General features: G+C 73.3%; 14 protein-coding genes and 1 pseudogene. 5 read left to right on the forward strand and 10 right to left on the reverse strand.

Annotated features, from left to right (window positions below):
- Nucleotides 1-49: 49 nt before the first annotated feature.
- Nucleotides 50-883, forward strand: coding sequence for an amidohydrolase (locus EF879_RS19975; protein ID WP_233604608.1), 834 nt, complete (start codon nucleotides 50-52; stop codon nucleotides 881-883).
- A 124-nt stretch (nucleotides 884-1,007) separates the two neighbouring features.
- Here the strand turns inward: EF879_RS19975 and EF879_RS19980 are convergent.
- Nucleotides 1,008-2,652 (reverse strand): annotated as a pseudogene (locus EF879_RS19980) (ABC transporter substrate-binding protein).
- Between the two features lie 243 nt (nucleotides 2,653-2,895).
- On the opposite strand from EF879_RS19980, the gene EF879_RS19985 reads away from it, so the two are divergent.
- Complete coding sequence (locus EF879_RS19985) at nucleotides 2,896-3,801, forward strand: helix-turn-helix transcriptional regulator (RefSeq protein WP_148086488.1); 906 nt, start codon at nucleotides 2,896-2,898, stop codon at nucleotides 3,799-3,801.
- A gap of 48 nt (nucleotides 3,802-3,849) precedes the next feature.
- Here the strand turns inward: EF879_RS19985 and EF879_RS19990 are convergent, their stop codons facing one another.
- From EF879_RS19990 to EF879_RS20000, 3 genes are all read right to left on the reverse strand, one after another.
- Complete coding sequence (locus tag EF879_RS19990) at nucleotides 3,850-4,353, reverse strand: hypothetical protein (RefSeq protein WP_123560904.1); 504 nt, start codon at nucleotides 4,351-4,353, stop codon at nucleotides 3,850-3,852.
- A 20-nt stretch (nucleotides 4,354-4,373) separates the two neighbouring features.
- Nucleotides 4,374-6,098, reverse strand: a complete 1,725-nt coding sequence (locus EF879_RS19995; protein ID WP_158624212.1) for a RyR domain-containing protein — start codon at nucleotides 6,096-6,098, stop codon at nucleotides 4,374-4,376.
- 161 nt (nucleotides 6,099-6,259) lie between these two features.
- Nucleotides 6,260-7,675 (reverse strand): aminopeptidase P family protein, encoded by a 1,416-nt coding sequence (locus EF879_RS20000; RefSeq protein WP_123561260.1) that lies wholly within the window; start codon nucleotides 7,673-7,675, stop codon nucleotides 6,260-6,262.
- A 332-nt stretch (nucleotides 7,676-8,007) separates the two neighbouring features.
- On the opposite strand from EF879_RS20000, the gene asnB reads away from it, so the two are divergent.
- A complete protein-coding gene (gene asnB, locus EF879_RS20005) occupies nucleotides 8,008-9,966 on the forward strand; it encodes an asparagine synthase (glutamine-hydrolyzing) (protein WP_123560908.1) in 1,959 nt (652 codons plus the stop codon).
- 133 nt (nucleotides 9,967-10,099) lie between these two features.
- Here asnB and EF879_RS20010 read toward each other — a convergent pair whose 3' ends face one another.
- Nucleotides 10,100-11,170 (reverse strand): lytic polysaccharide monooxygenase, encoded by a 1,071-nt coding sequence (locus tag EF879_RS20010; protein WP_370375533.1) that lies wholly within the window; start codon nucleotides 11,168-11,170, stop codon nucleotides 10,100-10,102.
- A 494-nt stretch (nucleotides 11,171-11,664) separates the two neighbouring features.
- On the opposite strand from EF879_RS20010, the gene EF879_RS20015 reads away from it, so the two are divergent.
- On the forward strand, nucleotides 11,665-12,675 hold the full coding sequence (locus tag EF879_RS20015) for a PfkB family carbohydrate kinase (protein WP_123560910.1): 1,011 nt from the start codon (nucleotides 11,665-11,667) through the stop codon (nucleotides 12,673-12,675).
- Between the two features lie 131 nt (nucleotides 12,676-12,806).
- Here the strand turns inward: EF879_RS20015 and EF879_RS20020 are convergent, their stop codons facing one another.
- Both EF879_RS20020 and EF879_RS20025 read right to left on the reverse strand, forming a co-directional pair.
- Nucleotides 12,807-13,637: an MBL fold metallo-hydrolase gene (locus tag EF879_RS20020; RefSeq protein ID WP_123560912.1), complete on the reverse strand. Its 831-nt coding sequence runs from the start codon at nucleotides 13,635-13,637 to the stop codon at nucleotides 12,807-12,809.
- 70 nt (nucleotides 13,638-13,707) lie between these two features.
- Nucleotides 13,708-14,142 (reverse strand): thioesterase family protein, encoded by a 435-nt coding sequence (locus EF879_RS20025; RefSeq protein ID WP_123560914.1) that lies wholly within the window; start codon nucleotides 14,140-14,142, stop codon nucleotides 13,708-13,710.
- Between the two features lie 278 nt (nucleotides 14,143-14,420).
- Here EF879_RS20025 and EF879_RS20030 point away from each other — a divergent pair, with 278 nt between their 5' ends.
- The gene (locus EF879_RS20030) at nucleotides 14,421-15,530 is read left to right on the forward strand and encodes a phosphatase PAP2 family protein (RefSeq protein ID WP_305036053.1); all 1,110 of its coding nucleotides are present in this window, start codon (nucleotides 14,421-14,423) and stop codon (nucleotides 15,528-15,530) included.
- Here the strand turns inward: EF879_RS20030 and EF879_RS20035 are convergent.
- From EF879_RS20035 to EF879_RS20045, 3 genes are all read right to left on the reverse strand, one after another.
- Entirely contained in the window at nucleotides 15,514-16,944 is a 1,431-nt protein-coding gene (locus EF879_RS20035; RefSeq protein ID WP_123560917.1) for a PH domain-containing protein, read from the reverse strand. The genes EF879_RS20030 and EF879_RS20035 overlap by 17 nt on opposite strands.
- Nucleotides 16,941-17,507 (reverse strand): PH domain-containing protein, encoded by a 567-nt coding sequence (locus EF879_RS20040; protein ID WP_123560918.1) that lies wholly within the window; start codon nucleotides 17,505-17,507, stop codon nucleotides 16,941-16,943. The genes EF879_RS20035 and EF879_RS20040 overlap by 4 nt, the downstream gene beginning before the upstream one ends.
- Nucleotides 17,508-17,772: 265 nt before the next feature.
- Nucleotides 17,773-18,003 (reverse strand): hypothetical protein, encoded by a 231-nt coding sequence (locus EF879_RS20045; RefSeq protein WP_123561264.1) that lies wholly within the window; start codon nucleotides 18,001-18,003, stop codon nucleotides 17,773-17,775.
- Nucleotides 18,004-18,032 lie beyond the last annotated feature (29 nt).

Here is an 18,032-nt window from a genome sequence, read left to right on the forward strand (position 1 = left end):
GCGGGCGGGACGCACCCGGGAGGTCTACCGCGGCGGAGGAGGGACCCCGGTGATCGTCGACGCGCATCAGCACCTCTGGACCGCCGACTACGCCTGGCTCGCCGACCCGTCGCTGGCCCGGATCCGGCGCGACTACGGCGTCGCGGAGCTGCGCCGCAACCTGCGGGCCGCCGGCGTGGACCGCACCGTACTGGTGGAGGCCGGCAGGTGCGAGGCGGCCGAGACCACCGAGTTCCTCGCGACCGCGGCGGTGACCCCGGAGATCGCCGGGGTGGTCGGCTGGGCCTCGCTCACCGACCCCGGGCTGGCCGACGTGATCGCCGGCCACCGGAACGGCACCGGCGGGCACCTGCTGGTCGGCATCCGCGACCAGGTGCAGAGCCACCCGGACGACCACCTCGACCGGCCGGAGGTCCGGGCCGGCCTGGCCACCGTCGCGGCGGCCGACCTCGTCAACGAACTCGTGGTCCGGGTGGACCAGCTGCCGTCGGTGGCGCGGGCCGCCGCGGCGCTGCCCGATAGCCGGTTCGCGCTGGACCACCTCGGCAAGCCGCAGATCAGGGCGGGCGTCGACGGGCTGGTCCGCTGGCGGGAGCTCATCGCCCCGGTGGCTGCCTGCCCCAACGTCGCGGCGAAGCTCTCCGGTCTGGTCACGGAGGCCGACTGGGACGGCTGGACCGTCGAGGACCTGCGGCCGTTCGTGGAGACCGCGGTGGAACTCTTCGGTCCGGCCCGGCTGATGTTCGGCTCGGACTGGCCGGTCTGCGAGGTGGCCGCCTCCTACCGCGAGGTCCGGGCCGCGCTCGAGGCGATCCTCGGCGGTACGCCCGACGACATCTTCCACGACACGGCGACCCGTACCTACCGGTCGGCGATCGCGTGAGGCGGGCGGCGGAGCCCGGCACCATTCGTTCCGCCGCCGTGAGCCGCCGCCACCGCCGGCACCCGTCGCGCGCGGGCGCCCCGCGGACCCGCCGCCGGATCCGCGGGGCGCCCCGTGCGGGTCGCTAGTCCGTCGTCTCGATCGCCAACAGGTCCACCCGGCCGAACAGGTCCAGTTCGACGTCGCGAACCCGCTCCGAGTGCCCGTAGTTGTTCTGTCCGAAGCGGAGTGGGATCACCGGCATGTCCCGGGCGAGGATCTCCTCCGCCTGCTGGTACTTCTTGATCGCCTCGGTCTGGTTCGGCGCGGCCACGCCCTCGGCGACCAGCCGGTCGAACCCGGGGTTGCTGTAGCCGTAGTAGTTCGACGAACCGCCCGGTGCTGTACAGCGGACCGAGGTAGTTCTGCATCGACGGATAGTCCATCGACCACGCCAACCGGAACATCCCGACCGGGGTCTTCGACTCCAGCTTGGTCAGCAGGTCGGCGAACTTCGGCTCGGGAGTACCCCGGCACTCCACCCCGAGATTGACACGAAGCTGGTTGCAGGTCGCGTCGACCCACTCCTTGTGGCCGCCGTCGGCGTTGTAGGAGATCTGCAACTTCGCCGGTCCGCCCGCGGCGTGGTACTCGGCCCTCGCCCGTACCGGGTCGAACCGGCACGCGTCTCCGCAGGTGTCGGGCCGGGCACCGGCCACCACCGGCGAGACGAAGGAGCGGGCCGAGGTCTGGGTGTCCTTGAAGATGGTCCGGACGATCTCGTCCCGGTCGATCGCCATCGAGATCGCCTTGCGTACCTCGGGGCGGGAAAACTCGGGCTGGAAGGTCGGGAAGGCCAGGAACTGGAACGACGACAGCGGGCTCTTCTTGAACCGGTCGCCGAGGTCGGCGGGGGCGTTGCCGATGTTCTCGCTGGAGATACTGGGCACCACGTCCAGGTTGCCGGCCATCAGGTCGGCGTACTCGGCGGTCGGCTGCTGGTAGATCTGGAAGACGACTCCGCTGATCGTGGGCTTGGGTCCGGGGTACGCGTCGTACCGTTCGACCTCGATCCGGGAGTCGTGCTGCCAGGTGCCCTTCATCTTGAACGGGCCGTTGCCGATCGGCGCCTCCTCGAAGCCCTCCTTCAGGACCCCGTCCGAGGCCCAGGCGGCATTCGGCAGCGGGGAGAAGACGTGGTAACCCAGCACCGACTTGAACTCGGCGAACGGGCCCGACAGGGTGACGGTGAAGGTCAGGTCGTCGATCTTGCGCAGGCCGCTCAGCTTTCGGGCCCGCGGCTCGGGTGCCCGCTGCGGGCCGTCGCCGTCCGGATCGGTCGACTGAAGCGCGTCGTACCCCTCGATCTGTTCGAAGAAGTACGACCCACCGTTGCCGTTCGGTCCGTACGCCGCGTGGTTCCAGGCGTTGATGTAGTTGTCGGCGGTGACCGGCTCACCGTTGTGGAAGGTGAAGCCCTTCTTCAGCCGTACCGTCCAGACCCGGTTGTCCGCCGACTCGATCGACTCCGCCGCCGCCTCGACCGGCCGCTTCTCCGCGTCGAACTCCACCAGCGGCGTGAAGAGTGCGGCCAGCACCTGTGCGCCGGCGGTCTCGGTGGTGTTGGCGGGAAGCAGGTGCTGCGGCTCCACGAGTGCGATCCGGACGATGCCACTGCCGGCCGAGTCGGTCGGGGACTCGCTCGGACCGACACACGCCGTGGTGGCAACCGCAACCATGGCCGCGGTGAGCGCCACCGCGCTCGAGGTCAGGCGTCTGGGCACCGGCATGGGCAACTCTCCTTCACCGCACACCACCGGCCCGGACGGAGGCCGGCGGGCGACCGCCACCTGCGGCCGCTCCCTCAGTTACGAGCCGATCCGTCCGCTTCGGCAATGCTTTTGGTTGGGGCCAAACCATCCACCGAGCCGACAACGGGGTGCCGGGGCGACGGCGTCTCGTGATCAGACAGCGGCCGGTACCGGTTCGGGCCGGACGGCCGAGGCGCCCGGCGACGGCTGGAAGGGGTGGTGATGATCCGGATATGGCTGGGGGCCGAGGACATCGCCCGTACCCGGATCGCCCCCGCACCGCTGCCGCTGCACGAGGTCGTCGTCAGCCTCGCCGCAGCGCCCACCGTGGACGAACCCGAGCTGGCCCGCTGGCTGCGCGAGGTGCGGGACCAGCCACCGTCCGAACCGGACGCCCCGTCCCCGGCGGCACACCTGCTCGCCGCACTGCCGGAGGAACACCGCCTCGAGAGTGCGCTGGAATGGCTGGTCACCAACCAGACCTGCCGAGCCCGCAGCCTGGCCGCCGCGATCCGGGCCCACTACGACCGCCACGTCCGGGCCGGGCTGGTCGCCTGGGAGTCCGTCGTCCGGCTCGACGTCGACGAGCGGAGTCGCGCCCTGGCCAGTGGCGGGGTCGAGGCGCTGCTGGGACTGCTCGACCCGTTGGCGACCTGGCGCAACCCGGTACTCGCCGTCGCCTCCCCGACGGAACTGGACCTGCGGCCCGGTGGCGCCGGACTGCTGCTGGTGCCGTCCGTCTTCGCCCGGCAGCTGTGGGTCGGGAACCACACCGGTCCGGCCGTCGTGGTCTACCCGGTACGCCGTCCGGGCAACGGCCGTCGTGCGGGCGGGCGCGGGGCCACGCATCTGCGGACGGCGTGCGCCTCCGGCCCGGCCGTCGACCCGCTCACCGCGCTGCTCGGGCGTTCCCGGGCCGCCGTGCTCCGTGCCGCCCTGGTCGGGGCGAACACCACCGACCTCGCCCGCCGGGCCGGCATCAGCACCCCGTCCGCGTCACAGCACGCGAGCGTGCTCCGGGACGCGGGCCTGCTCCGGACCACCCGGCACGGCAAGGCCGCGCACCACACCCTCACCCCGCTGGCCCGGGCGCTGCTGACCGGCCACACCGGTCCGGCCCGCCGCTGACCGCCCGGTCGGCCGGCCGTCTCCCACCGGAGCCGTGACGCGGTGCGTTCAGTCGTGGCGGGGAGTCCGGGCGCCGCGTCGGGCGCCGTCCGGCCACAGTACCGTGACCGGGATGTCCCGCTCGCGGGCGGCGCGCACCACGTCCGCGGTGTCACCGACGTCCGCCGACGGGAGCCCGTCCCAGACCGCGATCAGCCGTTCGCACCGGTTCAGCAGTTCCATACTGGCGGCGAGGTACGCCCGGCGGCCCGAACGCGCGAACGGCATGATGGACACCGTGGTCGCCCGGTCGAGCAACTCGTCGAAGTCGGCCAGGTTGTCCCGGTGCACCGCCCGCTCCCGGTAGTCGGTGGCGGGGATGATCACCTCGTACGTGCCGTCCAGCGCGAGTACGGCCCGGGCGAACAACTGGTCGGCGCCGTCCGCGAGACACGTGATCCCGTGCAGCCCGGAACCGGCGTACGGCCGCAACTCCTCGGCCAGGCGGGCGTAGATGAGTTCGGCCGTCCCGTCGGCGAGCAGGACGTGGCCGGTGACCCCGATCCGCGGCATGGCGCACCGTCCGTTCCTCGTCATGCGCGACCGACCCGGACGATCCGGAACCCGGCGTCGGCGAGGATGACCGGCAGCTCGCGGACGGCCTCATGGTTGCGCTCACGCATATCGTCGCGCAGGGCATCCCAGTCCTGCATCGCCGGGTGCAGCCGGCGGGCGTCGTCCCGGTTGGGGGCGTAGCGCCAGCCGGTCGCCGCCCGCTCCGCCACCCACCGCTGGTGCTCCATGATCGCCAGCCGCTCGATCTCCGGCTCCTCCAGCGCGTGCTCGTCCCCCGGGCCGACCCGGGGGGAGAGCGCGCAGCCGAGTTCCCGCAGCTTGCGGCCGATGTCCTTGGCCTGCTCCCGGTTGGCCCGGCGCAGCGACTCCGGAAGCTCCTCCCAGGGAACCAGGGACGGGCTGCTGCCCGGGGCCTCCCCGTGCCGCCGGCGGGCGACCACGTAGCACTCGTGGATCACCCGGGCCAGCCGCTCGACCAGGTCGTCGCCGATCAGGGCGGGGTCACAGGCGGCGTGCACCACCCCGTACAGCCGAAGCGTCCCGGAGAGGTCGTCGAGGATGCCGCTGTCGTACCCGCTGCCGAACGCCTCCCGCAGGTTGGCCAACCGGTCGAGCCGGACCACCATCGAGCCGGGACCGCCGTGCCAGAGCTGCTCGGCGGTGAGCGCCGTCTTGAGCGCCCGCTCCTCGTCGTCGTAGCAGATGAAGACCCGGTCCGGTGGCAGCGGGAAGCCGAGCCGGGGCAGCTGCCGGAGCGCCTCGGTGAGCCCGCCGTCCAGCGGTTCGATCCGGCAGACCCGGGACAGGAACGGGTACCGGTGGCTCAGCTCGGCCGCCACCTCGGTCGCCGCCTCGTCGACCAGGGCCAGCGGGATCAGCCGGGCGCCGTGCGGGTCGCGGACCCGCCACCGGCGGGCCAGCTCCACCAGCACCGCGCGGCCGAACGCGGTGCCGCCGAGGATGACGACCCGGGGCGGCCGGCCGTCCACCACCGCCAGCGGCTCCTCGGCGAGCAGCTTCCGGGCGGCCAGGTCGTCGATGTTGAAGAAGTCGAGGCGCGCGCCGGGCTGCCGGGCCAGGCCGAGGTAGCGGGCCTGTAACGCCAGGCAGAGTTCGGGGTCGGCGACCTGGGCGTAGACGGCGAGCGGGGAGCGGCCGTGCCGGGCCGCGGCGAGCCCGATCGCCGTGTTGGTGGCGCTGTCGTCGGTGCAGGCGTAGACCGCCCGGGCGCGGGCGATGCCGGCTCCGCGCAGCACGTTGGGGTCGCGGGCCGCCCGGGCGACGCCGCCCGAGCCGGCCGGGGCCGTGACGTCGTCGGAGCGGACCGTCACCACGCGGTGACCGGCGGCCTGCAGGCGCCGGGTCAGGGTGTCGGCCACCAGCCCGTCACCGCAGACGATGACGTGCCCGCGGGCGTTGCGGTCCCGCAGCCGACGAAGCTCGGTGGCGAAGAGGAGCCGGCACGCCTCGGCCACGGCGTACCCGGTGACCGCCGGGGCGAGGAAGCGGGCCAGGTCCAGCATCGGCGGGAACGGCCCGCCGTCGTCGAGCGGCGGCGCGCCGAGCACGAAGAGCTGGAGGTCGTAGTAGACGAGGTCGAGCGGGCTCGCGTCCGGCCCCAGGTGCGCCGCGAGTCCGAGGTAGCCGCTGACGAACGCGACCACCCCGGACACCACGAAGAGGAGCCGGAGCAGGCTCTTGGTGGGGGCGCGCGGCGGCTCGCCGAGGCTGTTTCCGGACACACCGCCTCCCCAGGCCGCAGGCTGATTACGCAGCGCCATCGTACCGTCGCGGTTTGCTGGTAGCTAACGTCGCGACCGCGCGCCGTCCCGACCCAGTCCGGCCGCTGCACGCGGCTGCGTCGGCTCAGCCCCGCCCGGCCGCCGCGCGCCGCTGGTCCGGCTCAGCCCGGCAGCCGCGGCCCGGCGGCGCGCTGGGCCTCCAGCCACGCCTCCACCTCGTCGGCCCGCCGCGGCAACCCCGCGGACAGATTCACCGCGCCCTCCGCCGTGACCAGCACGTCGTCCTCGATCCGGATCCCGATACCCCGCAACTCGGCCGGGACCAGGTCGTCCTCGGGCTGGAAGTAGAGCCCGGGCTCAACCGTCAGCACGTAGCCCTCGCCCAGGGTGCCGTCGCGGTAGCGCTCCTTGCGGGCGTTCGCGCAGTCGTGTACGTCGATGCCGAGCATGTGCCCGAAGCCGTGCAGGGTCCACCGGCGGTAGACCATCGACTGCTCGTCCATCGCCTCGTCGACGCTGACCGGCAGCAGTCCCAGGTCGGCCAGGCCCTCGGCGAGCACCCGCATGCAGGTGCGGTGGACGTCCTTGAACGCCACCCCGGGGCGGATGGCGTCGATGCCGGCCTGCTGCGAAGCGTAGACGATCTCGTAGATCTGCCGTTGCAGGGCGGTGAAGGTGCCGGAGACCGGGAGCACCCGGGTCACGTCCGCCGTGTAGAGGTTCCGCCCCTCCACACCCATGTCCATCAGCAGGAGTTCGCCCGGTCGGGTGTGGCCGTTGTTGTGGTGCCAGTGCAGGATCGTGGCGTGCGCGCCGGCGCCGACAATCGAGCTGTAGCCGACGTCGTTGCCGTCGTGCCGGGCGCGCAGTCCGAAGACGCCCTCCAGCAGCCGTTCGGAGACCGGCCGGTCGGCGGGAAGGACCCGCGCGACATCCTCGAAACCGCGGACCGTGGCGTCGATCGCCTCCTGGAGCTGGGCGATCTCCCACTCGTCCTTGACCAGCTTCTGCTCGGACAGCACTGCGGCGAGTTCGCGGTCCCGGCCGAGCGCGGGCGCCGCGTCGGCGGTGCCGCCGGAGGGCCGGGGCTCGTACGGCAGGATCGCGGCGTCGACCGACGGATCCAGGCCCCGAAGCACCCGGGTCCGCCCCGGGGCGCACCCGGCCAGGGCGTCGGCCAGCTCGGTCAGCGGAGCCGTCTCGATGCCGAGCTCCGTCGACTTCTCGGCCAGGGTGTGCCGGCGACCCACCCAGAGCTCGCCGTCCCGGCTCCGGAAGAACTCGTCACTCTCGCGGGACGACCGGGGCCGCATGTACAGCACCGCGTCGTGGCCGGAGCCGTTCGGGCGCATGACCAGGACGCTGTCGGGGTCGTGGTCGCCGGTCAGGTAGACGAAGTCGCTGCCGGGCCGGAACCGGTACGACGTGTCGTTGGCCCGTACCCGCTCCCGACCGGTCGGGATCACCAGGGTCTCGCCGGGGAACGCCGCGGAGAGCGCGGCCCGGCGCTTGGCGTGGTTGGGCACCTCGGGGCGCGGGGTGACCGGCAGTTCGGTGTCCCGCCACCCCTGTCGCATGAAGGCGAGGAACTTCTCCGGGAAGTCCGGGTCGTGTGACTCGGTCCTGGCCGTCCCGACCCGCGCCGACCCGGTCTGCGCCGGCTCCGCCGTGATGTCGGTCCGCTCCTCTGACACTGCCGCTCCTCCCTCGCGTCGTCCCGGTGATCCCGGTCGCTTACGTTCCCGGCCTCGGTGAGCCGGTCCCGTCCGCGCCGCCGGTGTGGATCAACCCGTCGGGCCTGTAGCGACCGTACCGCGTCGACGCCGTGGCGGCAGCCCGGCGTCACCCATGTTTCCGGCTGCCGCTGGTGCCGGCACGCCGCCGGGATCGGCGTGGAAAGATGACCGCCATGTGCGGACTCCTGGCCTTCTTCAGCGCGCACGGCAACGCCGGCGCACACCGTGACGCCCTAGCCGGCGCATTGGAATGCCTGCACCACCGGGGACCGGACGAGACCGGGGTGGAGGTGATCTCGACCCCGGACGGCTACACCGACGCCGTGTTCGCGCACAAGCGCCTGTCGATCATCGACGTGGCGCTCAGCCACGAACCGCTGCCGTACGCCAACGGCCGGTATCTGCTGACCTTCAACGGCGAGATCTACAACTACCTGGAGCTGCGTGAGGAACTGGCCCGGGACTACGGCGCCCAGTTCGCCACCCAGGGCGACGGCGAGGTGATCGTCGCCGGCTTCCACTACTGGGGTGAGCAGGTCCTCACCCGGCTGCGCGGCATGTTCGCGTTCGTGATCTGGGACCGACACCTGCGCCGGGCCTTCGGCGCACGGGACTACTTCGGGATCAAGCCGCTGTACTACCTGCAGACCCGGGACGGCGTCTACCTGGCGTCGGAGAAGAAGGCCCTGCTGCCGTTCGCGCCCTCGGCGCACCAGGGCGACGCGGGCGTGGACAGCGCCAACCTGTCGCACTACCTGACCCTCCAGTACGTCCCCGAGCCGGGGACCCTGCACCGCGGGATCAGCCGGATCGGCTCGGGCGAGTACCTGACCTGGTCGCCCGGACAGCAGATCGAGATCCGCCGCTGGTACCGGCCGGTCTTCCGGCCCGCGCCCGTACCCGAGCCGGAGCGGCTCTACCACCAGATCCGCGAGACGCTGCGGGAGAGCGTCCGGATCCACATGCGGGCCGACGTGCCGGTCGGGGCCTTCCTCTCCAGCGGTATCGACTCCACCGCCGTGGTGGCGCTGGCCCGGGAGTTCAACCCGAACATCCTGACCTTCACCGTCGGCTACGACGTGCCGGGCTACTCGGAGATCGAGGTGGCGCAGGACTCCGCCCGGCACCTGGGGGTCACCACCATCCCGACCAAGATCGGGCCGTACGACATGATGAACGCGCTGCCGAAGATCGTCTGGCACCTGGACGACCCGGTGGCGGACCCGGCCCTGGTGCCGCTCTACTTCGTGGCCAAGAAGGCCGCCGAGCACGTCACGGTGGTCCTCTCCGGCGAGGGGGCGGACGAGTTCTTCGGCGGGTACACCATCTACCGGGAGCCGCTGTCGCTCGGCGCGGTCACCAACCTGCCCGACCCGGTGCAGAAGGGGCTGCGGGCGGTCTCCAAGGCGATCCCGCAGGGGGTCAAGGGCAAGAGCTTCCTGGAGCGCGGCACCACCCCGATCGAGCAGCGCTACTACGGCAACGCGCGGATGTTCACCGAGGAGGAGAAGCAGAAGCTGCTGCGCCGCTACGACCCCTCGGTGCGGTACACCGACGTCACCGCGCCGATCTACGCGGAGTGCAGGGAGCTGGACGACGTCACCAAGATGCAGTACGTCGACCTCTACACCTGGCTGCGCGGCGACATCCTGGTGAAGGCGGACCGGATCTCGATGGCGCACTCGCTGGAGGTGCGGGTGCCCTTCCTGGACCGCGAGGTCTTCGAGGTCGCGGCCGGTATTCCGGTGGAGCTGAAGCTGCCGCCACGCTCCGACACCACCAAGTACGCCATGCGGCAGGCGCTGAACGGCGTGGTCCCGCCGGCCATCGTGAACCGGCGCAAGCTCGGCTTCCCCACCCCGACCCGGGTCTGGCTGGCCGGGGAGATGTACGAGTGGGCCCGGCACATCTTCTCGGTCTCCGGCGCGGGGGAACTGCTCGACCTGTCGTACGCGATGCGCCTGCTCGACGAGCACAAGCGGGGCGAGGCAGACCACTCGCGTAAGGTCTGGACCGTGCTGATCTTCTGCATCTGGCACGCGATCTTCGTGGCTCGCACCCTCGACCCCGGGATCGAGCGCAACCAGTCGGCGCTGCTCACCAAGCCGGTCGTGGGCTCGATGGTCCGCTGAGGGCGCCGAGGCATAGCTCCCGCCCGAGATCAGCTGACCGCAGGCCAGCGCGGCGCGGGCGGCGGCGACGCGGACCGGCCAGGACGGGCCCGACGCCGATGGCGCCGGGCCCGTCGCGGTGGTGCGGTGGTGGTTACGGGCTGGTGCAGGTCGGTGTCGGCGCCGTGCCACTGGTGCCGCTGCCGACGAAACCGAACGTGGCGCTCGCCCCGGGAGCGAGGCTGCCGTTGTGCGCGACGTTGCGGACGGTGACCGTGTTGCCGCTCTGGCTGTGCTCACCGTTCCAGAGGCTGCCGATGGTCTCGCCGTTGGCGAAGGTCCAGCGGGTGGTCCAGCCGTTGATCGCGGTCGTGCCGGAGTTGCGGACCGTCACCTCCGCCTGGAAACCGCCGGACCAGCTGCCGGTGAGCCGGTAGGTGGCGGTGCAGGCCGCCGATCCGCCCGGCGTCGTCGGCGGCGTGGTGGGCGGGGTGGTCGGCGGGTTGCTCGGGCCGCCGCCCGGCCCGATCCCGGTCACCTCACCGTTGCCGCCGTCGAAGACCACGTCGGAGCAGCCGAAGAAGTTCTCCTGGCTGTCCGAACGGACCCAGCGGGAGTAGATGATGTGCCGCCCGCTCTTGTTGCTCGGCAGCCGGCCGGTGAAGTAGTAGTGGCCGTCGTTGGAGCCGACCGAGCCGCGCTGCGGCGGGTTGGTCACGGTCAGGAACGGCTCCGACTCCAGGTCACTCCAGGCCAGCGGCCGGGTCGGGCTCCAGCTGTCCCGGGTCACGTAGAAGTAGAAGGTGCCCGGGTGGTGCGCCCAGTTGCTGTACCGGAACTCCATGGTGGCGCCGGCGGTCAGGTGGGTCAGCGGCCAGTCGGTACGGGCCAGGTCGTACCCGCTGAAGCTGGTGTTCCCACCGCTGCACAGCTGCCCGTCCGGGATGTAGCCAACGGTCCGGCCGCCCGCGTCCGAGCGCAGCACGCTGAACCAGTTGTAGAGCGAGTTGGCGCCGCTCTGTGCCACCGCGGCCGCGCAGGCCGGGTTGTTGGGGATGATCTGCCCGGTCGGGCTGAGCCCGTCCCGCCAGCAGAGGTAGGTCCGGCTGCCGGGCACCATGGCGGCGCCGTGGGCGGCGGCCGGAGTGGGATTCACCGCAGCGAGCACGCCGGCGGTGAGCGCAGCCACGGCACCGAAGACCGCGACTCTGCGAAGACGTTTCACCGAGTTCTCCTTTATGGGCAGTGCCGCAGCCACGCGAGGCGACGCTGCGGACAACCTGGGATGACCCGCGATGGGCGCGGGCGCCCGCTACCGACACTGGGTGCGATCTCGCCGCTCTGCCCCGCAGAGGTGGTGGGCTGGGGTCTGCCGACGGGCAGGTGGCGGGCACGACGCACGGTCCGATGACGGATGTGTGCCCTTTCGCGTGGCCCCTGTCGGCACCCGGCGCGCAGCGCGTCAGCCCCCGCACTGGCTCGGTACGACCAATCGCATCATGGATCAGCGACGGATGCAATAGGCATGTTTCAATGCTGGATCATCTCTCCGCTCGGCGGCGCCGGCGCCTGCCGGCCAGCCCCGGACCCGGGCGGTATGGTCCGGGCCGGGCGCGGGAGCGGGCGCGTCCGCCCGGAACGGCCGGTGTGTCATGGTCGGGAGGCCGGGCGGCGCCCGACGGATCACGAGACTGGTGGCCGGGCCGGTAGGGAGGTCAGATGCGGTACGCGGTGGTGCTCGGCGAGGCGCTCGTCGACCTGCTGGACGGAGAGTGTGCCGGTGTGCCGGTGTACCGGCAGGCGGTCGGTGGGGCGCCGCTCAACGTCGCCGTCGGGGTGGCCCGGCTGGGCGGCGCGGTGGAGTTCGTCGGGACGCTCGGCGACGACGTCCTCGCCGGACGGATCCGGGACCTGCTCACCGCGGCCGGGGTCGGCCAGCGCGGCGTCCGGGAGAAGGCCGTCGCCACCACGCTCGGGGTGGCCACGTTCTCCGGTGCCGAGCCCGACTTCCGGTTCTACGGCACCCCGCCGTCGTACGGGCTGCTCGAGCCGGAGGACCTCGACGTACCCCTGGTGGCGGGCGCGGCGGTGGTCTACGCCGGCTCGATCGCGCTGCTCTGCCCGCCGGTGCTCGCCGCCGCCCGGCGGGCCTGGACGCTCGCGACCGGCTGGCGGGTCTTCGACCCCAACGTCCGGCCCCGACTGCTGCCGGACGCGGCGGCGGTGGCCGAGGCGCGGGCGGTGGTGGAGGAGTTCGCCTCCTCGGCCGACCTCGTGAAGCTGAGCGTCGCCGACGCCGAGACGCTCTACGGCCCGGACGCGCCGGCCGTGCCCGGCAGCGGGTCCGCGTGGCCGGGAACGGCCGGGAGCGACCGGTTCGCCGAGGCGGTGGCGGAGCGGCTGCGGTCGCTCGGCGCCGGCACGGTCGTGGTCACCAGCGGTCCCAGGGGCGCGCTGGTGTCGGCGGGCCGGGACGGGGCCGCCCAGTGGCTTCCCGCGCCGGTGGTCGAGGCGGTCGACGCGACCGGCGCGGGCGACTCCGTCATGGCGGCGCTGATCGCGGAGCTGCTCGCCGCCGGTCTGCCGACCGACCCGAGCGGCTGGCGGGAGCGGGTACGCTTCGCCCTCCGGGTCGCCGGGCTGGTCTGCGAGTCGCCCGGCGGGGCGGTCGCGATGCCCACCCGGGCCGACGTCGCCCGCCGCTTCCCGGACGCCCCCGACCACCGCTGACCGTCGGGCCCGCCCGATTCCGCCCGGCCACGGTCCCGGCTGGCAGGCTCCGGTCCGGCGCCGCCGGGCCGCGGTCACGGCTGTCGGCGTCATCGGGACGCGATCGGCGCGACCGTCACGATCGAACGGGCTCAGAGACCGCCGTGCAACTCGGCGTAGCCGCGCCGGACGGCGGTCAGCGCCACCTCGGGATCGAACGGCGCGTGCCGGGCGATCTTCTCGGCCGGGGAGTGGTCGGCGTCGCCGTCGCGGATCAGCCACGCCAACGCGGCCAGGTCCTCGTGCTGGCGCTGGACGAAGTCCTGACCGACGACCGCGCCGTGCCCGGGAACCACGACCGAGTCCGGTGTGGTGAGCCGGAGCAGCGCGGCGACCGTCTCCACCCAGTCCAGCGGGTACGCGTCCTCGAACGCCGGCGGGCCGCTCTCCTCGATCAGGTCACCCGCGACCAGGACGTCGGCGTCCGGCACCTGCACCACCAGGTCCCCCTCGGTGTGGCCCCGGCCCAGATGACGCAACACCACCGGCCGGCCGCCGACGTCGACCGTGGTCTCAGACTGCACCGGGTGGGTGGGGGCGAGGATTCGCGTCCGGGCCACCTCGGTGGCGAGCGCCGGCTCGGCGGGGAGCACCTCGTCGTACGCCTGCCGGCGGACCAGCTCCGGGTGGTCCCGCAGCAGCGCGCAGGTGAGCTGATGGGCGTAGATCGGGCTGGGCGGGTCGCCGACCAGGGTCGCGTTGCCGAAGCAGTGGTCGAAGTGGTGGTGGGTGTTGACCAGGATGAACGGGTCCGGCGTGAGGCTGCGGGCGGCGGCGGCCAGCTCGGCGGCCTGGGCGGCGGTGGAGAGGGTGTCCACCACCAGCGCCGCCCCGTCCCCGACGACCAGGGTCACGTTGACGTCGAGCATCGGCTGGCGCAGGACGTACACCCGGTCGGCGATCTCGGTGAACGCGACGGTCACGGCGCCTCCGTCCCGGGTTCGGCGGCGCGATTCGGCGCGGAGTCGCGGATGACGGCCACGCGTCGCGCGGTCATGCCGACCCGAGCGCCCGGGCCACGAACCGCTGCCGGTCGACCAGGACCCGCTCCACCCGCCCCTCGGCCACCGTCGTCGACCCCTCGGTCACGGCCACCTCGAAGAGCAGGCGCCGTCCGTCGACCTTGGCCAGCCGCGCCTCCGCCACGGCGGTCCGGCCGACCGGCGTCGGCACCCGGTGGTCGAGTTCCACCCGCATCCCGACCGTGGTCATTCCGGCCGGGAGCCGGCTCGCGGTCGCGGCCACCGTCGCCGCCTCGGCCAGCGCCAGCACCCGCGGGGTGCCCAGCACCGGGACGTCGCCCGAGCCGACCGCCTGCGCGGTGTCGGCGTCGGCCACGGTCAGTTCGACCCGGGCGGTGAGGCCCGGTGGGAAGACCTGCTCCGGCTGGTGCGGCTCGGACTGCGCCGCGGACGGTTCCTGCTCCATGAGGCAGAGCCTAGGGCCTGAGCCCTCGTGATCATGGACGACCGGAGAGGTCGCGGCCGAGGGATCGCCCACCTCCCGCACCGCCGGACGGCCGGGCGGGGCCGGCGCTCCGCTTCCCGCCGGACGGCGTCCCCCGGCTGTCCCTCCCGCGGCCCCCGGCGCCGGCGCCGTTAACCTGGACGGCGATGCGCGCCACCGTCACGGACACTCCACCCGCCATCCCATCCGGTCCCACCGGCCGCTCCGGCGTGGACCAGGGCCGCCGGCGGTTCGTCGCCATGTCGATCTGGGCGGTGGCCTTCGTCACCTGCTGGCTGCTGATCGGGCTCCCCACCGACCCGCTCTACGCCTTCGCCTGGCTCTGGACCGCCACCATCGCGTGGCGCAGCGACCGGCCGTGGCGGACCCACCTCGGCTTCGCCCGGGACTGGCTCCCGGTGGTGCTGCTGCTCGCGGGGTACAACCTCTCCCGGGGGTTCGCCGACAACGGGGCGACCCCGCACGCCATGGAGCTGATCGCCGCCGACCGCTGGATGTTCGGGTGGGTCCTCGACGGCCAGGTGCCGACGATCTGGCTTCAGCGGCACCTCTACGACCCGGACGGCATCCACTGGTGGGACGTCCTGGTGAGCTGGGTGTACTTCTCCCACTTCGTGGTCACCCTGACCGCCGCGGTGGTGCTCTGGCTGCGCAACCGCGCCCGCTGGGCGGCGTTCATGCGCCGCTGGGGCTTCCTCTGCGCCGCCGGCCTGGCCACCTACTTCCTCTACCCGGCGGCGCCGCCGTGGTGGGCCGCCCAGTACGGGATGCTGCCGGAGGTGGCCCGGATCTCCACCCGTGGCTGGCGGGAGTTCGGCATGCACGGCGCCGGCAACCTGCTCAACGCCGGCCAGATCGCCGCCAACCCCGTCGCCGCGATGCCGTCGCTGCACACCGCCTGGGCGCTCTTCGTGGTCGTCTTCTTCCTCGGCGCGACCCGGCGTCGCTGGTGGCCACTCCTGCTCAGCTACCCGCTGGCGATGACCTTCACCCTGGTCTACGCGGGTGAGCACTACGTGATCGACGTACTGGTGGGTTGGGCGTACGTCGGGCTGACCTTCCTGGTCGTCGGGCTGGCCGAGCGGTGGTGGGCGGCGCGGACGGCGCGCCGTCTCGGCGGTCCCGCGCCGACGCCGGAGGACGGTGGAACCCGACCCGGGCCCGCCGGCGACAGCCCCGGGCCGGAGGCGTCCGGGTCAGAGCCGGAAGCGGCGCCGGCGGGAGCGTCGGCGGGTGGCGTGTCGGGAGCATCGGAACCGGGGGCTGGGTCGTCGTCGGCCGGCGGGGCCGGCCGGACGGCGACCGCCGAGGAGCCGGGGCCGGAGCAGACGGTCAGCCTCGGCCGCTGAGCCGGGCGGCCCGGGCCCGCGCCGTCAACTCCGCCGCCAGCGCCCACGCCTCGTGCACGTCCCGGTCCTGCGCCGCCGCGCTCAGCCCGCCCGCCGTGTCCACGTACACGGTCGCCAGCCGGAGCCACCGCTGCACCGGCCCCTGCACCACCCGGACACTCTGGATCCGGGCGTACGGCACGATGACGAGCTCCCGGGTCAGCAGTCCGGACCGGACCGCGAAGACCCGGGCGGAGATCCCGGCGCCGAGGGCGGTACGCGCCAGCGGGTGGACCCAGCGGGCCCGGGCCGGCGGCGGGGTCAGGGCGCGGGAGATCGCCACCCCGGGCAACACCTCGGCGACGATCCGCTGCGCGGTGGCCAGGTCGCCGACCGGAAGAAGCCGGTCCGGATGGTTCGCGCCCTCCAGGTCGCCGATTGCGTACCCGGCCACCGAGATACGCATCCGCAGCCAGCCCTTCAGCCGCCAGAGCAGCGGCCAGGTGACGTTCACCGCCTGCAACCGGTTCAGGGGTACGGCCTGCGCCCGGGTCTCCAGCAGCCCGTGCCGGACCCGGAGCGCGGCGTCGTCCCGGGCCAACTGGAACCCCCAGTCGTCCAGGACCCGCCGGATCGGCTGGAGGATCACCCCGGCCATCGCGGTGAGGGTGCTGGCGACGGCGATGAACGACCAGGAACCCTCGGTGAAGAACTGCACCAGCACGAACGCGACCCCGAACGGCAGGAAGAACGCCTGCGGGGTGAGCAGCTGGCTGACCAGCAGATCCCGGTTCGCGACGGTGTGCAGGTGCCGGCCGGGGAGCGTACCGGCGCCGATGACGACCCCCGGCAGCCCCGGCACCGGTACGGCGGGCGGTGCCGGAGGCCCGCCCGGCGCCGGCTGGCCGGGCGCCGTCGCGTGGTCGGGGGCGGTTGCGTGGTCGGGCGCCGCCGGCGTCGGGGCGACGGCCTCGGCCGCCGGGGTACGCCCGGCCAGCGTCAACAGGCGTTCCCGCAGGGTGACCGCGTCGGCCACCGTGAGGTACGCCAGCGGCGCCTCCGTCTTGCCGCCGCCAACCACCTCCAGCCGGAGTTCGGCCAGGCCGGTGAGCTGGGCGAGCAGCGGTCGGACCACCTCGACCGCCTGGAGGCGTTCCAGCGGGATCGCCCGGGTGCGCCGCCACAGCAGCCCCTCGTGGATCCGTAGCTCCCGCCCGACCACGTGGTAGCCCGTGTAGTACCAGCTGATCACCGACAGCACCAGTGCGCCGAGCACCAGCACCGCCACCAGTACGGCGAACCAGCCGAGCCCGACCCGGGACAGGGTGGACCAGGAGAGCGCGGCGACGATCACCACGAGCGACTTGGCGCCGTGTAGCAGCGGGCTCAGCGGATGGAGCCGTTGTCGGGGCTCGGCGGCCTGGTCGACGCTCACAGACCCTCCGCCCGGTCCTCGCCGAGGGCGGTCAGCCGGTCCCGAAGCCGGGAGGCCTCGGCCGGACGCAGACCGGGCACCCGGGCGTCGCTCGCCGCGGCGGCGGTGTGCAGCTGCACGGTGGCCAGGTTGAAGGCCCGTTCCAGCGGTCCGGCGGTGACGTCGACGAACTGCATGCGGGCGTACGGCACGATCGACAGCCGCCGGATCAGCAGGCCGTGCCGGACCAGCAGGTCGTGGTCGCGTTCGGCGTACCCCCAGGCGTGGACCGCGCGCACGATGACGGTGAGCCGCCACAGCGTGAGCAGGACGGTCAGCACGAGACCGAGGACGAAGAGCCAGTGCCCGGTCAGGACGAGGCCGATCCCCAGACCGACGAGTACGACGAAGACACCGGCACCGAGCCGCAGCGCCTCGACCCAGATCAGGTCTCGGGAGACCGGCTGCCAGCGGACCGTCTCCGGCCACGGCTCCAGCGGGTCCGTCGGCTCGGCCGCCCCGGCCGTGACCGGTGCGGCGCCGGCGTGCGGTGGCCCGGCGGGTGTGGCGGCGGGCGGCGGCATCGGGGCTACGGTGCCGGCCGATGGTGCCGGGGGCGTGGCGTTGCTCGGTGGCGGTCCGGGGGGTGTCTCGTCCGCCGGCGACGGCACGCTGCCGTGCCAACCGCCACCGGTCCCGGGCCCGGGCGGGGCATCCGAACCCGGTCCTGGCCGGTCGACGGCCCCCGGCTGGTCACCACCGCGCGGTCCGTCGAGGTGGCCAAAGTCGCGTGCCTCGCCCCGTCCGCTCACGTCGCTGTGCTCGTTCACGTCGCGCGCCTCGCTCGCCTCACACGTCGAGCGTAGGCGATCGTTCGGCCGGGACGACCTCACGGAGAAAGCCGCGCGCGCCGAGAAAGTCGCTGAGCGACTGCCGGTGCTCGGCGCAGGCGAGCCAGGTCTTCCGCCGCTCCGGCGGGTGTAGCCGCGGATTGTTCCAGCGTAGAGCCCACTGCGCCGACGCGCGGCAGCCCCGGGCGGAACAGATCAGCGGTTCCTCGACGGGGGACCGGTCGCTCACGGCGGCGAGTGTACGCCGCACCCGGCGGT

The sequence above is a fragment of the Micromonospora sp. HM5-17 genome (genome assembly GCF_003762835.1).
GTDB lineage: Bacteria > Actinomycetota > Actinomycetes > Mycobacteriales > Micromonosporaceae > Plantactinospora.